At 64.7% G+C, this 12,872-nt stretch carries 12 protein-coding genes and 1 tRNA gene; 9 read left to right on the top strand and 4 right to left on the bottom strand.

Annotation, left to right across the window (positions count from 1 at the left end; translation table 11 throughout):
- Positions 1-4 precede the first annotated feature (4 nt).
- Both ACFI9K_RS20815 and ACFI9K_RS20810 read right to left on the bottom strand, forming a co-directional pair.
- Positions 5-445, bottom strand: a complete 441-nt coding sequence (locus tag ACFI9K_RS20815) for a Fur family transcriptional regulator (RefSeq protein WP_462665266.1) — start codon at positions 443-445, stop codon at positions 5-7.
- Positions 442-927: an ArsR/SmtB family transcription factor gene (locus ACFI9K_RS20810; RefSeq protein WP_462665265.1), complete on the bottom strand. Its 486-nt coding sequence runs from the start codon at positions 925-927 to the stop codon at positions 442-444. The genes ACFI9K_RS20815 and ACFI9K_RS20810 overlap by 4 nt, the downstream gene beginning before the upstream one ends.
- Positions 928-1,126: 199 nt before the next feature.
- Between ACFI9K_RS20810 and ACFI9K_RS20805 the strand changes: the two genes are divergently transcribed.
- Positions 1,127-2,512 carry a glycine--tRNA ligase gene (locus ACFI9K_RS20805; protein WP_462665264.1) on the top strand — a complete coding sequence of 462 codons (1,386 nt, stop codon included), beginning with the start codon at positions 1,127-1,129 and terminating at the stop codon, positions 2,510-2,512.
- Between the two features lie 65 nt (positions 2,513-2,577).
- On the opposite strand, the gene ACFI9K_RS20800 is transcribed toward ACFI9K_RS20805, so the two are convergent.
- Positions 2,578-4,608, bottom strand: a complete 2,031-nt coding sequence (locus tag ACFI9K_RS20800; protein WP_462665263.1) for a TPM domain-containing protein — start codon at positions 4,606-4,608, stop codon at positions 2,578-2,580.
- 122 nt (positions 4,609-4,730) lie between these two features.
- On the opposite strand from ACFI9K_RS20800, the gene ACFI9K_RS20795 reads away from it, so the two are divergent.
- The 7 genes from ACFI9K_RS20795 (at position 4,731) to dnaG (ending at position 12,242) form a co-directional block, all read left to right on the top strand.
- Positions 4,731-5,675, top strand: a complete 945-nt coding sequence (locus tag ACFI9K_RS20795) for an ABC transporter ATP-binding protein (protein WP_462665262.1) — start codon at positions 4,731-4,733, stop codon at positions 5,673-5,675.
- On the top strand, positions 5,672-6,475 hold the full coding sequence (locus ACFI9K_RS20790; RefSeq protein WP_462665261.1) for an ABC transporter permease: 804 nt from the start codon (positions 5,672-5,674) through the stop codon (positions 6,473-6,475). The genes ACFI9K_RS20795 and ACFI9K_RS20790 overlap by 4 nt, the downstream gene beginning before the upstream one ends.
- A 46-nt stretch (positions 6,476-6,521) precedes the next feature.
- Entirely contained in the window at positions 6,522-7,631 is a 1,110-nt protein-coding gene (locus ACFI9K_RS20785; protein ID WP_462665260.1) for a sensor histidine kinase, read from the top strand.
- A complete protein-coding gene (locus ACFI9K_RS20780; protein WP_462665259.1) occupies positions 7,628-8,236 on the top strand; it encodes a response regulator in 609 nt (202 codons plus the stop codon). Before ACFI9K_RS20785 ends, ACFI9K_RS20780 begins: the two co-directional genes overlap by 4 nt.
- Before the next feature lie 151 nt (positions 8,237-8,387).
- A complete protein-coding gene (locus ACFI9K_RS20775; RefSeq protein ID WP_462665333.1) occupies positions 8,388-9,008 on the top strand; it encodes a YdcF family protein in 621 nt (206 codons plus the stop codon).
- Positions 9,009-10,283, top strand: a complete 1,275-nt coding sequence (locus tag ACFI9K_RS20770) for a deoxyguanosinetriphosphate triphosphohydrolase (RefSeq protein ID WP_462665258.1) — start codon at positions 9,009-9,011, stop codon at positions 10,281-10,283. It abuts the gene before it with no gap.
- 42 nt (positions 10,284-10,325) lie between these two features.
- Entirely contained in the window at positions 10,326-12,242 is a 1,917-nt protein-coding gene (dnaG, locus tag ACFI9K_RS20765) for a DNA primase (RefSeq protein WP_462665257.1), read from the top strand.
- Here the strand turns inward: dnaG and ACFI9K_RS20760 are convergent.
- Positions 12,239-12,484 carry a hypothetical protein gene (locus ACFI9K_RS20760; RefSeq protein ID WP_204878795.1) on the bottom strand — a complete coding sequence of 82 codons (246 nt, stop codon included), beginning with the start codon at positions 12,482-12,484 and terminating at the stop codon, positions 12,239-12,241. The genes dnaG and ACFI9K_RS20760 overlap by 4 nt on opposite strands.
- A 149-nt stretch (positions 12,485-12,633) precedes the next feature.
- Between ACFI9K_RS20760 and ACFI9K_RS20755 the strand changes: the two genes are divergently transcribed.
- Positions 12,634-12,706, top strand: a tRNA-Asn gene (locus ACFI9K_RS20755).
- The last annotated feature ends 166 nt before the right edge of the window (positions 12,707-12,872 follow it).

Here is a 12,872-nt window from a genome sequence, read left to right as displayed (position 1 = left end):
CCGGTCAGCGACCGGCCTCGCTGCACTGACTGCAGGTGCCGAAGATCTCGATGGTGTGGCTGACGTCGGTGAAACCGTTCGACTCGGCGACACTCTGGGACCACTTCTCGACGGTCGGCCCTTCGACCTCGACGGTGAATCCGCATGCTCGGCACACCAGGTGATGGTGGTGACCCGAGGAGCATCGCCGGTAGACCGATTCACCGTTGTCGGTGCGGAGTACGTCCACCGTGCCGGCGTCGGCCAGCGTCTGGAGCGTCCGGTACACAGTCGTCAGGCCGATGCCCTCGCCGCGCTTGCGTAATTCGTCGTGCAGGTCCTGTGCGGATTTGAATTCCTCGATGGTGTCGAGCAAGTCCGAGATCGCACTGCGTTGCTTCGTTGCTCGAACTCCGACGACGACGGGTCGTCTCGGCGCGGCGGTGTCGGTGGATTTCTCGGTCACAGGTTACGGCCTTCCTCGGCGTGGGCCACGGCGTCGACGACGATGTGGGAGAGGTGATCGTCGACCAATCGGTACAGGACCTCGCGGCCGTTGCGTTCACCACGCACCACCCCCGCTGCCTTCAGTACCCGAAGGTGCTGGCTGATCAAGGGCTGCGTGACGCCCAGGGCGACCACCAGTTCGTGGACGCATCGTTCGGACTCGCGCAACTGCAGCACGATCGCGATCCGGACCGGGGCCGCGAGAGCACGCAGGATGTCTCCCGCTGCAGTGAGAGTCTCTTTCGGAGGTATGGGAGCCGGCGGCGCGACGACGAACGGATCGCCCGAATGCAGTGCATCGCCCGCGTGTAACGGGTGGTCGGGGTCCTGCCTGTGGGTGGAACTGGCTTCCACTGTCGAATCCGTGGACACGGTTGCGGCTCCTTCGGTTGCCGATTCGTTCTCGGCGCACTCTCCCTGCACGATCTGTCGTCTCGACATCAGGCTAGTCGAGTTATCGCTATTGCAAATCGTATTCATTGTGATATGCACGGTTACGCATGTCAATTCCAGGCTCGACCGGTGTTCGGATTCGTTCGCAAACCCAGATAGTCTGATCAGGGCGAAAACCGCCCGCGTCACCCCTTCACACGCTGTGACCGAGAATCACGAAGTAAACCGAAGATGGAGAGCTCCGCCAGTGGCACCCAAGTCCAAAGTCGAAACCGTCGCCAACCTCGCCAAGCGCAGAGGCCTCGTCTACCCGTGCGGCGAGATCTACGGCGGTACCAAGTCGGCCTGGGATTACGGCCCGCTGGGCGTCGAGCTCAAGGAGAACATCAAGAAGCAGTGGTGGCGCAACATGATCACCAGCCGCGACGACACCGTCGGGCTGGACTCATCGGTGATCCTGCCCCGTCAGGTGTGGGAGGCGTCCGGCCACGTCGAGACGTTTTCCGATCCGCTGGTGGAGTCGTTGCACACGCACAAGCGGTACCGCGCCGATCACCTCATCGAGGCGTACGAGGAGAAGCACGGCCACCCGCCCGAGAACGGTCTCGCCGACATCCGTGACCCCGAGACCGGTGAGCCCGGATCCTGGACCGAGCCACGCGCATTCTCCGGACTGCTCAAGACCTTCCTCGGCCCGGTCGACAACGAAGAGGGGCTGCACTACCTTCGCCCCGAGACCGCTCAGGGAATCTTCGTCAACTTCGCCAACGTGCTGACCACATCGCGCAAGAAGCCGCCGTTCGGCATCGGCCAGATCGGCAAGAGCTTTCGCAACGAGATCACGCCGGGAAACTTCATCTTCCGCACCCGCGAGTTCGAGCAGATGGAGATGGAATTCTTCGTCAAGCCCGGCGAGGACGACGAGTGGCATCAGTACTGGATCGACTACCGCATGAAGTGGTACACCGATCTCGGCATCGACCCGGAGAACCTCCGCCTGTACGAGCACGCCAAGGAGAAGCTCTCGCACTACTCCAAGCGCACCGTCGATATCGAGTATCGCTTCGGTTTCCAGGGCAGTGCGTGGGGTGAGCTCGAAGGTGTGGCGAACCGCACCGATTACGACCTGTCGGTGCACTCGAAGGCGTCGGGCCAGGATCTGAGTTACTACGAGCAAGCCACCGACACCCGCTACACCCCGTACGTCATCGAACCGGCGGCAGGCTTGACGCGGTCGTTGATGGCATTCCTCGTCGACGCGTACACCGAGGACGAGGCACCCAACGCCAAGGGTGGCGTCGACAAGCGTGTCGTGCTCAAACTCGATCGCCGCTTGGCCCCGGTGAAGGTGGCTGTGCTGCCCCTGTCCCGTAACGCCGATCTGACGCCCAAGGCGAAAGATCTTGCGCAGCAACTGCGTCAGTACTGGAACGTCGAATTCGACGACGCCGGAGCCATCGGTCGCCGCTACCGTCGTCAGGACGAGATCGGCACCCCGTTCTGCATCACCGTCGACTTCGACACGATCGACGACCACGCCGTCACCATCCGCGAACGCGACACGATGGCGCAGGAGCGCGTGGCTCTCGATCAGGTCGAGGCATACATCGCGTCCCGACTGATCGGCGCATAGAACTCACGACACAACAGGGCCCGATCTCCTCGTGAGATCGGGCCCTGTTTCATGTGTAGTTCACATCAGAAGCGGCCGCCGCCACCGCCGAAGCCCCCGCCGCCTCCTCCGCCGCCACCGAAGCCGCCGCCACCACCGAAGCCGCCGCCGAACCCGCCTCCGCCGCCGCGCAGCACGCTGTTGATCAGAATTCCGCCGAGTACGGCACCGGCCACGTTGCCGCCGCTACTGCCTCCGCGTGGGCCGTGACGGTTCTCCCAGTTCTGCACGTCGGACTGGGCGATCTGCGATGCGCGCGAAGCCAATTGGCTGGCGGCATGCGCGTGCTTGAGAGCCTCGTCGGGGTTCTGCGGCTCCAGCTGGCGTGCCGCACCGAGATGCCGTTCGGCCTCGGACAGACGCGTTCTGGCATCGGCACCCACACCGCCGCGTCGCGTCGAGATGTAGTCCGCAGCGGCCGTGATCTGCGCCTGAGCAGCCGCGATGTCGCGTTCGAGACGCGCCCGCAGCTGGTCCTCGGCGGCCTTCTCCGCGGACGCCTCGTCGACGATTTTTTCCAGTTCGGAATCTGCTGCCGCAAGGGCGGTGTAACTGCCGAGGGGATCGGACGACTGCGCCGTCTCCGCGTTCTTCAGCGCCGTCCGTGCCGCGGTCATCGCCGCCTGCAATTCGGCACCGCCGTGCTCGGTCAGTCCTGTCGCCTGCTCGATGTCGCGTCGAACGTCCGCGATGGCGTCGGGCAGGGTTGCGATGGCGTGCCTGATGTCGTCGCGGGCATGGTCGACGCCATCGAGCAGAGCCGTGGCCTGATCGACAGCACGCTCCGCGGTGCGAATCGCGGTCACTGCCGGACCCTGCTTCCCCGGCGGCAGGGCTGCGGCCTTGCGTCCGGCTTCGATGTTCTCCTCGGCCAGCGCCACCCGATCCTGCGCCATGGTGACGTTGTCGGCGATGGATTTCAAGGCTGTGTCGGAGAATTCCGAATGCAGCTGTGCGAGAAGGCTTTCGGACTGCGGAATCCGCACCCTCACAGCGATGACGGCTTGGGTGAGCTCGTCGAGATGCGAGCCGGCATTCATGACGAGGTCCCGGAATCCGTCGAATTCCTGAACCCGAGAGTCGAGCTCGCGATCTGCCTGACCGCACGAGGAGATGATCTCGACGAGCATCGCCCGCCGCTGGTCCGGGGTCTCGGGAATGGCGTCGTCGAGTCGTTGACGGATCTCGAAGGCAGAGGCCAGTGCCTTCTTCGCGTTGTCGAACGCGGTGATGAACGGGGCGGCTGCGGAATCCCCGAATTCACCGCGGGCCAAGGTCAACTCTTCTTCGCTGGCGCGTACCGCGTTGTCGGTCTCGATCAGAATTTCCTTGGCGCGGGTATCGAGAACGTCGACCGGGAACGATGCCAGTGCGGCCGGGTCGCTCGGGTCGATCTTGGCCACGGCCTCGACCTCGGCGGCGATCCGTGCCTTCTTACGGCGGGACGAATAGACAGCGGCTCCGCCGCCTGCGACTGCCAGAACGCCGACGCCGATCAACAGGGGCGCGGACGATCCGCCGCTGCCGCTCGAGGCATAGGCCTCGCCGAGCGCGCCGGCCGCCGCGATGGCGGCTCCGGACCAATCTTCTTCGCCCAGTGCGGGTTCGACGTCGTTGACCCGAATGTCGTCCTGTTCGGACGTGGTGATCTGTGACAGCCCGGTGTTGACGGCGAGATAGTACGAGCGATCCACGGTCGCCACTGCGAGCAACACGTCACGCTGACCGAGATCGCTCCGTTCGTACGTCTGCTGGGCCCAGTTCGTTGCCGACATGTTGTCGAAATCTGCAACGTAGGTGACCCACAACCTGAGCTGGCTGCTGCTGTACAGGTCGTCGATGGAGGTCTGCACCTCGGCCAGCGAATCCGGATCGAGTGCCTGCACGTTGTCGGTGATCTGGGTGGCCAACCGCGAGGGAGCCTCGGCTGATGCGACCCCCGGCGCGAGCAGAACCGCGGCGAACAGGGTCAGAGCACCCGTGGCGGCGAGGCGACGAAATCGATGAACCGATCTACGGACTGCGGCGCTGGACTGCCGCCGGTGCTGGACTGCCATGCGATGAAATCTACCGGTTGGGTGGCGTCCGACTCGAAGAGGTCGATCCATGACAGTTGTCATCGTGCAATCGTGACGCTCGGTCGAGGTGGATGGGCTCGGGCCGCAGCAGAGTAGCTGTCATGACCACAACGAAGGCAGTCGAACTGCGAGGCGTCACCAAGACATACGGATCGGTCCGCGCGGTGGACGGGCTCAGCCTGTCGATCGAACCGGGCGAGGTCGTCGCATTCCTCGGACCCAATGGAGCCGGAAAGACGACGACCATCGACATGATGCTCGGCCTGGCAACACCCACCACCGGGTCGGTCTCGGTGTTCGGAGGTACGCCCGCCGACGCCATCGCCCAGGGTCGGATCTCGGCCGTCATGCAGACCGGAGGTTTGCTCCGCGACCTGACCGTCCGCGAAACCGTCGAGCTGACGTCGGCACTGTTCGCGCACACGCGGTCGGTGAAGGAGGTGCTGACTCGGGCCGGCATCGCCGACATCGGAGATCGCCGAGTGGCCAAATGCTCGGGCGGCCAGCAACAACGGCTGCGATTCGCACTCGCACTCTTGCCCGATCCGGATCTGCTGGTGCTGGACGAGCCGACCACCGGCATGGACGTCGAAGGACGTCGTGACTTCTGGAATGCCATTCGCCAGGACGCCAGTACCGGCCGAACAGTGCTTTTCGCAACGCATTACCTCGACGAAGCCGATGCCTACGCCGACCGCATCGTGCTGGTGCGGCACGGCAAGATCGTCGCCGACGGCAGCGCGGCCGAGGTGAAGAACCTGGCTGCAGGACGCACCGTCACTGCAACGCTGCCCGGCGTCGACCGGTCGGTGTTACTGGCTCTGCCGGGGGTGGACCGAGTCGAAACTCGTGGTGATCGAGTGATCGTGCACGGCCGCGACTCCGACGCGGTGGCCCGGTTCCTGCTCAACGATGCGCATGCGACCGATCTGGAGATCGTCTCGCGCAACCTCGAGGACGCGTTCCTCGCCCTGACCACAGATTCCGACAACAACTCAGCCGACAACGACCCAGCCGCACACGACCTCGCCGGGAGCATCCGATGACCACGACCACGCACTCTGCAGCCACCCGTACACCTGCCAGAGCCGTTGCCTGGGGCGGATTTTCGCCCACCTTTCTCGGACTGGAGATTCGCCGACTGTTCAGGAACAAGCGGACCCTGATCTTCACGTTGGTCATGCCGCCGGTGTTCTTCGTCATCTTCGGTACGCAGTCGGACTTCAAGACCGACTACTCCTTTGCGCACGGAAACGTTACGGGTTACATCGCCATCAGCATGGCCGTCTACGGTGCCATGCTGGCCACCACCAGCGGGGGAGCGATGGTTTCCGTCGAGCGGGCCCAGGGGTGGAGTCGGCAGCTGCGGTTGACCCCGCTCAAGCCCGTGGCATACATCGTCACCAAGGTGCTCGTGGCCATGACGATGGGTGCCGCCGCGATCGTGGTGGTGTTCGTCGTCGCGAAGTTCTTCGGAGCCGACATGCCGATCTGGGTGTGGCTCGCGTGCGGAGTGATCGCATGGCTCGGTTCTGCGGTGTTCGCCGCATTCGGTCTGTTCATGGGGTACCTCCTGCCCTCGGAGAACGTCATGCAGATCCTCGGGCCGGTACTGGCTTTCCTTGCCCTGGCCGGCGGATTGTTCGTCCCCCTCGGTGACAGCGGTTGGTTCCCGATGCTGGCCAAGTTCACTCCGCTGTACGGCCTGGCCACGGTGGCCCGAGCGCCCTTCACGTCTGCCGACGCCGGCACGTTGGCGATCGCAGTGGTGAACCTGGTGGTGTGGGCCGCAGTGTTCATTGCCGGAGCGGCCCTGCTGTTCCGGAAAGACACCAAGCGTGCCTGACGCAGAAACCACCGATCGTGTCGCCCACGGAGATACCGTGGGCGACATGACCACGTTCACCGCCGACTTGCCGGAGGGGCGGGTCTGGCGATACGGCTGGATGTTCGGAGCCATCTGGTTGATCTACCTGATCTACCCGTTGAACGACATCCTGGCCTTGGAGTCCGTGACGGCTCGAGTCTCCGGGATCGTTGCGATCGTCGGGTTCGGGGTGGTGTTCACCGCCACCTTCTGGCGCTTCCGCAACGGGCACCGTCGGGGGAATCCGCTGCCGGTGTGGCAGGGGTGGATTGCACTGGTGGTACTGCTGGCCCTCACCGTGGCCATGAGCGCGTTGATCGGAACCACCGGTTTCGGCGCAACCATCTACATCGCGGTGCTGGCGATGATGACGCTGCCGGTTCGGCACGCATGGACGTTGGTCGCGGTGATGGTCGTGATCATCGAAGTGACGCCGCGGGTGATCAGGGCCTGGGAGCCCGACAACTTCTTCGCGTTCCAGTTGCTGATCAGCGCAGCCGCTGCGTGGGGCATCACCCAGGTATTCCAGCGCAATCACGAATTGGCCGTTGCCAGGCAGCAATTGGCCGATCTGGCCATCGTCGCCGAACGGGAGCGGATGAGCCGGGACGTCCACGACATTCTCGGTCACTCGCTGACCGTCATCACCGTCAAGAGCGAGCTGGCGGGACGGCTACTCGACATCGATCCCGCCCGCGCGGCCGTGGAGATCGCCGAGTTGGAAACCCTTGCCCGGCAAGCGCTTGCCGATGTGCGGAGCACCGTGGGAGGAATGCGGCAGATCGACATCGGTACCGAACTGGCCAGCGCGCGTACGGCTCTGATGGCGGCAGGAATCGATGCCGATCTCCCCGGAGACGGAGATGTCGTGCCGTTGCGGCACCGAGAACTGTTCGGTTGGGTGATGCGGGAAGCGGTGACCAATGTGGTTCGACACTCGGAGGCCCGGCACTGCCGAGTGACGCTGACGCCGTCGAGCATCTCCATCGTCGACGACGGAGTCGGACCTGCCGAAGAAGACCACGGGGGAAACGGGCTGCGCGGGTTGGGCGAACGGGTGAGTGCTGCTGGTGGTTCACTGGCGATCGCCCGCGTGTCGACAGGGGGATTCAAGGTGGAGGTCTCGGCACCATGACTATCAGGCTGTTGCTGGCCGACGATCAAGCGCTGGTGCGCGGCGCGCTCGCTGCGCTGCTGGGGCTCGAGCACGATCTCGACGTCGTGGCCGAGGTGGGGCGCGGGGACGAAGTGGTCGCTGCCGTGGTGGAACACCGACCCGACGTCGTGTTGCTCGACGTCGAGATGCCGGGCAAGAACGGAATCGATGTGGCTGCCGAGCTGACTCTGGTGGCACCCGAGACGAGAGTGCTGATCGTCACCACGTTCGGCCGCCCCGGATACCTACGCCGCGCGATCGACGCAGGTGCATCGGGTTTCGTGGTCAAGGACACTCCTGCCAAGCAGTTGGCCGATGCTGTTCGCCGGGTGCACATGGGCCTTCGCGTCGTCGACCCGACGCTGGCGACCGAGACCCTGACCGACGGAGTCTCGCCGCTGACGGCCCGTGAGCAGGAAGTTCTACGGGCAGCGGCTCAGGGTGGGACGGCAGGCTCCATCGCTGCCACTGTGCACCTGTCGGAGGGGACGGTGCGCAACCATCTGTCGTCTGCGATAGGCAAAACCGGTACCAGTACTCGGGCGGAAGCGGTGCGTGTGGCCGAGGACCGCGGATGGTTGTAGTCCCCACCACGCGCGCCGTGACCCTGTCGATGCACGGGCCTGGCAAACTCGAGGGGTGAATTCAACTCTCGACCGAGATCCGTACGGCGGCCCGTACGACGATCGGTATGCCTCGGACTCCGGTCCCGAGCGCCTCGGCTTCTTCGGAACGCTGGGGCGCTGGACCGGTCGACTGGTCGCGGGAGTAGTCCTGATGGCGGTGGTGCTGGTGGCCGGAACTGCGGTCCGGGTCTGGCAGGTCGCTCGCATCGACGATTACTCGCAGGCCGACGCCATCGTCGTTCTCGGCGCGGCGCAGTACAGCGGGACGCCCTCGACAGTGTTCGAGGCACGTTTGGCGCAAGCCGCGTCGTTGTACGAGCGGGGTATCGCCCCCGAGATCGTCACCGTCGGCGGCAAGCAGGAAGGCGACCTGTTCACCGAGGCCGCGTCGGGCCGCAATTATCTGATCGACCAAGGAGTGCCCGCGGACGCCATCGTGGCCGTCGAAACCGGCTCGGACACTCTCGAAAGCATCGAGGCCGTGAGCGACACACTGCGCACCGAGGGGAAGTCGTCGGTGGTGTTGGTCAGTGATCCGTGGCATTCGCTGCGCACCCGAACCATGGCGCGAGATGCCGGACTGGACGCATGGACATCGCCCACCCGCACCGGGCCGGCGGTGTACACCCGAGAGTCGCAGGCACATGGAATAGCCAGGGAGACAGGCGCTCTGCTGTGGTATCAGCTGACGCACTTCACCGCAGATTTCTCCTACACGGCAGGCCAGTAGATGACCGGCACATACTCCGAGCACGACGTCGAACGATTCGTCGCCGAACCGCCGAAGACCGCCGGTCTTCGATCCGGGGCTGAGAACGCCTCGCATCGAAGCGCGTTCGCGAGAGATAGGGCGCGAGTACTGCACTGCGCTGCCCTGCGTCGCCTGGCGGACAAGACTCAGGTGACCGGGCCGCGTGACGGCGATACCCCCCGCACCCGGTTGACGCACTCGCTCGAGGTCGCGCAGATCGGGCGCAGCATCGCGGAAGGGCTCGGTAGCGACCCCGATCTGGTCGACCTGGCGGGCCTGGCTCACGACATCGGCCATCCGCCCTACGGGCACAACGGCGAGCGGGCACTCGACGAGGTGGCGCAGGACTGCGGGGGATTCGAGGGCAACGCTCAGAACCTACGCATCCTGACCGGCCTCGAGCCGAAGATCCTCGACTCCGACGGCAACAGCGCGGGACTCAACCTCACCCGCGCCGCTCTCGACGCTGCAATGAAGTACCCGTGGACCAGGCCCGCGCCCGGTGCCAAATTCGGTGCGTACGAAGATGATTCCGCCATACTCGGCTGGGTGCGCGACGGTGCACCGAACAAGCACAAGTGCCTCGAAGCGCAGACCATGGATTGGTCCGACGACGTCGCATACTCGGTACACGACGTCGAGGACGGCGTCATCGACGCCAGAATCGACCTCCGCGCGTTGTCCGACCCGATCGAACAGCGGGCGCTGGCCGAACTCGGGGTCTCGGAGTTCCGCGGACTCGTCGTCGACGAACTGATCGAAGCTGCCGACCGGTTGTCGCGGATGCCCGTCGTGACCTCGGTGGGACGCTACGACGGCACCCTGACAGCATCCGTCGCACTCAAACACATGACCAGCGAACTGGTAGGGCGTTTCGCCACGGCTGCCATCGACGGCACCCATCAGAAGTACGGCACGGCACCGCTGACCCGGTACGACGCCGACCTCGTGGTGCCCTCGATCGTCGCGTCCGAGGTGGCGCTGCTCAAGACCATGGCACTGCGGTACGTCATGTCCGACGCCGGGCATAAAATTCGGCAGGAACGCCAGCGCGACCGAATTCATCGCGTCGCGGAGTGGCTGATGCGCTCCGCGCCGGACGAGCTCGATCCCATCTTGGTGCCCGCGTGGCAACGCGCGAACAGCGATGCCGAACGCACCCGCGTCGTGGTGGATCAGATCGCGTCGTACACCGAAAGTCGACTCGAACTGGTGGACAAGCGGTCGCTCGGGGCTCAGGCCAGCTGGGGTTGATCGCGCTGCCGAGGGTGTCTGGTTCAGCGCTAGACTCCAGACGTGGCCGGCCGAATTCCTGAACGTGACATTGCCGCCATTCGCGAACGCACACGGATCGAAGACATAGTCGGCGACTACGTCTCTCTCAAGCGCGCGGGCGGCGACTCCATGAAGGGTCTGTGTCCCTTCCACGACGAGAAGTCACCGTCCTTCCATGTTCGGCCCAATCACGGTCACTATCACTGCTTCGGCTGCGGCGAGGGTGGTGATGCCTACTCCTTCCTCCAGAAGATCGAGCACATTTCGTTCGTCGAGGCCGTCGAGCAACTCGCCGACCGGCTGAACTACTCGATCTCGTACGAGGGCGGAGGGCCATCGGTCCAGCGTGACCGCGGCACCCGGGCGCGCCTGATCGCCGCGAACGCGGCGGCTCAGGAGTTCTACGCGGGGCGGCTCAGCGGGCCCGACGCTCAGGCGGCACGGGACTACCTGACCGAACGCAACTTCGACGGACACGCCGCGTTGGCCTACGGGTGTGGGTACGCACCCGACGGCTGGGACACCCTCACCAAACATCTGCTGGGCAAGGGGTTCGAGGCCAAGGAAATCGTCGACGCCGGCCTGGCGACACCCGGCAAGCGCGGAACGCCGATCGATCGTTTCCGGCGTCGGTTGGTGTGGCCGATTCGCAGTCAGAGCGGCGACGTCATCGGCTTCGGTGCCCGCAAACTGTTCGACGACGACACCATGCCGGGCAAGTACATCAACACCCCGGAAACCATGCTGTACAAGAAGTCTCAGGTGTTGTTCGGTCTCGACCTGGCGCGCAAGGAGATCGCGAAGTCGCATCAGGCCGTCATCGTCGAGGGCTACACCGACGTCATGGCGATGCACCTGGCCGGTGTCAAGACCGCGGTAGCGTCCTGCGGTACCGCGTTCGGCGAAGACCACCTCGCGATGCTCCGTCGACTGATGATGGACGACAGCTACTTTCGCGGTGAGGTGATCTACACCTTCGACGGTGACGATGCCGGCCAGGCCGCGGCCATGAAAGCGTTCGAGGGTGATCAGAAGATCGCCGGGCAGACATTCGTGGCGGTCGCACCCGACGGAATGGACCCGTGCGATCTGCGGCTGAAGTCCGGCGACAACGCTGTTCGCGATCTCGTGGCCCGGCGGACCCCGATGTTCGCCTTCGTCGTCAAATCGCTGCTGCGAGAACATGATCTCGATACCCCCGAGGGGCGCGTCGAAGCGCTCAAGCGCACCGTCCCGGTGGTGGCGCGAATCAAGGATGCCTCGCTGCGAGACGAGTACGCCAGGCAGCTCGCCGGGTGGACCGGTTGGGACGATACCGCGATGGTGCTCGCCCGAGTGCGCGACGAGGCGAAGAAGGGTGCCCGCGGCGACACGAGTGGTAAGCGCGTGCCGTTCGAGAAGCGTCAGGCAGCGCCCACCGAAGCCCCTGCCGGGCCGCCGCGCCCGAACCCCACCGATCCGTCGCTGTGGCCGCAGCGGGAGGCTCTCAAGGCGGTACTGCAGATGCCTGCGATGGCAGGCACCGTCTTCGATTCACTACCGCCGGAGAGCTTTCACCACCCGGCGTACGCGGCGGTGCGTGACGCGGTGGCTGCTGCCGGAGGGACCGCTGCGGGACTGGGCGGAGGGGAGTGGGTCGATGCCGTGGCCAAGCAGGCCAAGGACGCCGTGGTGGTGTCGTTGGTGACCGAGTTGGCCGTGGACCCGATGCGCGTCGCCGACGACGCCCTCACGCGGTACATCTCGGGCGTTCTGGCGAGGCTGCAGGAAGTATGGGTCGGCCAGCAGGTCGCCGAGCTGAAGTCCAAGCTGCAGCGGATGTCGCCGGTCGAGAAGCCCGACGACTACAACGCCTTGTTCGGCGATCTCATCGCCCTCGAGCAATACCGCCGCAGCCTGCTCGAGCTCGCTGTGGGAAGCGTCGCAGAGGTCGGTTAGCGCCGCAATTGATCGCGCGGCACGAAGACCTGGTCCTCGTCGTCGAGCGGCTTCATCGGCTCGAGTCGCGGCTGGGTGTTGAGAGAATCCGACAACTTCTGACGCCCGACCTCGATGGCCTTCTTGGTGGCCGGGCTGGACGCAACGGCACTCGCAGTTTTACGAATCTGCTCGTACCGACCGCGACCGGCCTTGGCACCGAGCACGTATGCAGCGCCAGCCGCCAGTACCAAACGAATCATCAGTGGGTCCTTCCGTAGAGCCTGCGGCGGTACGTCCATCTTGCCCGATGACGCTTCGGCGAAGCTCGAGCAGGGCGATTTGGTACTCACCTGGGTGTGTGCGCTATTGTTTCCAACGGCTCGCACGAGAGTGTGACGCCGCGAGGTAATCCCCCATAGCTCAATTGGCAGAGCATTCGACTGTTAATCGAAGGGTTCCTGGTTCGAGTCCAGGTGGGGGAGCGCAATCCCCGTCCGGTTCTCCGGGCGGGGATTTTTGTCATTCGGTTCGGGTGGTACGCGGGTGTTGGGTGGCTATCAGACCGTGACGCTCGTGGCTGTATATCGATTGAATTAATCCCATCGACGGATGCCGGATTTGTCGGTGGTCCGCGACATACTGGATGCG

This window comes from Rhodococcus sp. PSi06, from assembly GCF_054960675.1.
The sequence above is the reverse complement of the archived record's forward strand: the minus strand, read 5'-3'. Positions and strand labels throughout refer to the sequence as shown.

What these genes read in the sequence shown, in the direction of transcription:
- ACFI9K_RS20810 (WP_462665265.1), bottom strand. Translation starts at nt 927, where the DNA reads ATGTCGAGACGACAGATCGTGCAGGGAGAGTGCGCCGAGAACGAATCG.
- ACFI9K_RS20800 (WP_462665263.1), bottom strand. Translation starts at nt 4,608, where the DNA reads ATGGCAGTCCAGCACCGGCGGCAGTCCAGCGCCGCAGTCCGTAGATCG.
- ACFI9K_RS20795 (WP_462665262.1), top strand. Translation starts at nt 4,731, where the DNA reads ATGACCACAACGAAGGCAGTCGAACTGCGAGGCGTCACCAAGACATAC.
- ACFI9K_RS20790 (WP_462665261.1), top strand. Translation starts at nt 5,672, where the DNA reads ATGACCACGACCACGCACTCTGCAGCCACCCGTACACCTGCCAGAGCC.
- ACFI9K_RS20785 (WP_462665260.1), top strand. Translation starts at nt 6,522, where the DNA reads ATGACCACGTTCACCGCCGACTTGCCGGAGGGGCGGGTCTGGCGATAC.
- ACFI9K_RS20780 (WP_462665259.1), top strand. Translation starts at nt 7,628, where the DNA reads ATGACTATCAGGCTGTTGCTGGCCGACGATCAAGCGCTGGTGCGCGGC.
- ACFI9K_RS20770 (WP_462665258.1), top strand. Translation starts at nt 9,009, where the DNA reads ATGACCGGCACATACTCCGAGCACGACGTCGAACGATTCGTCGCCGAA.
- ACFI9K_RS20760 (WP_204878795.1), bottom strand. Translation starts at nt 12,484, where the DNA reads ATGATTCGTTTGGTACTGGCGGCTGGCGCTGCATACGTGCTCGGTGCC.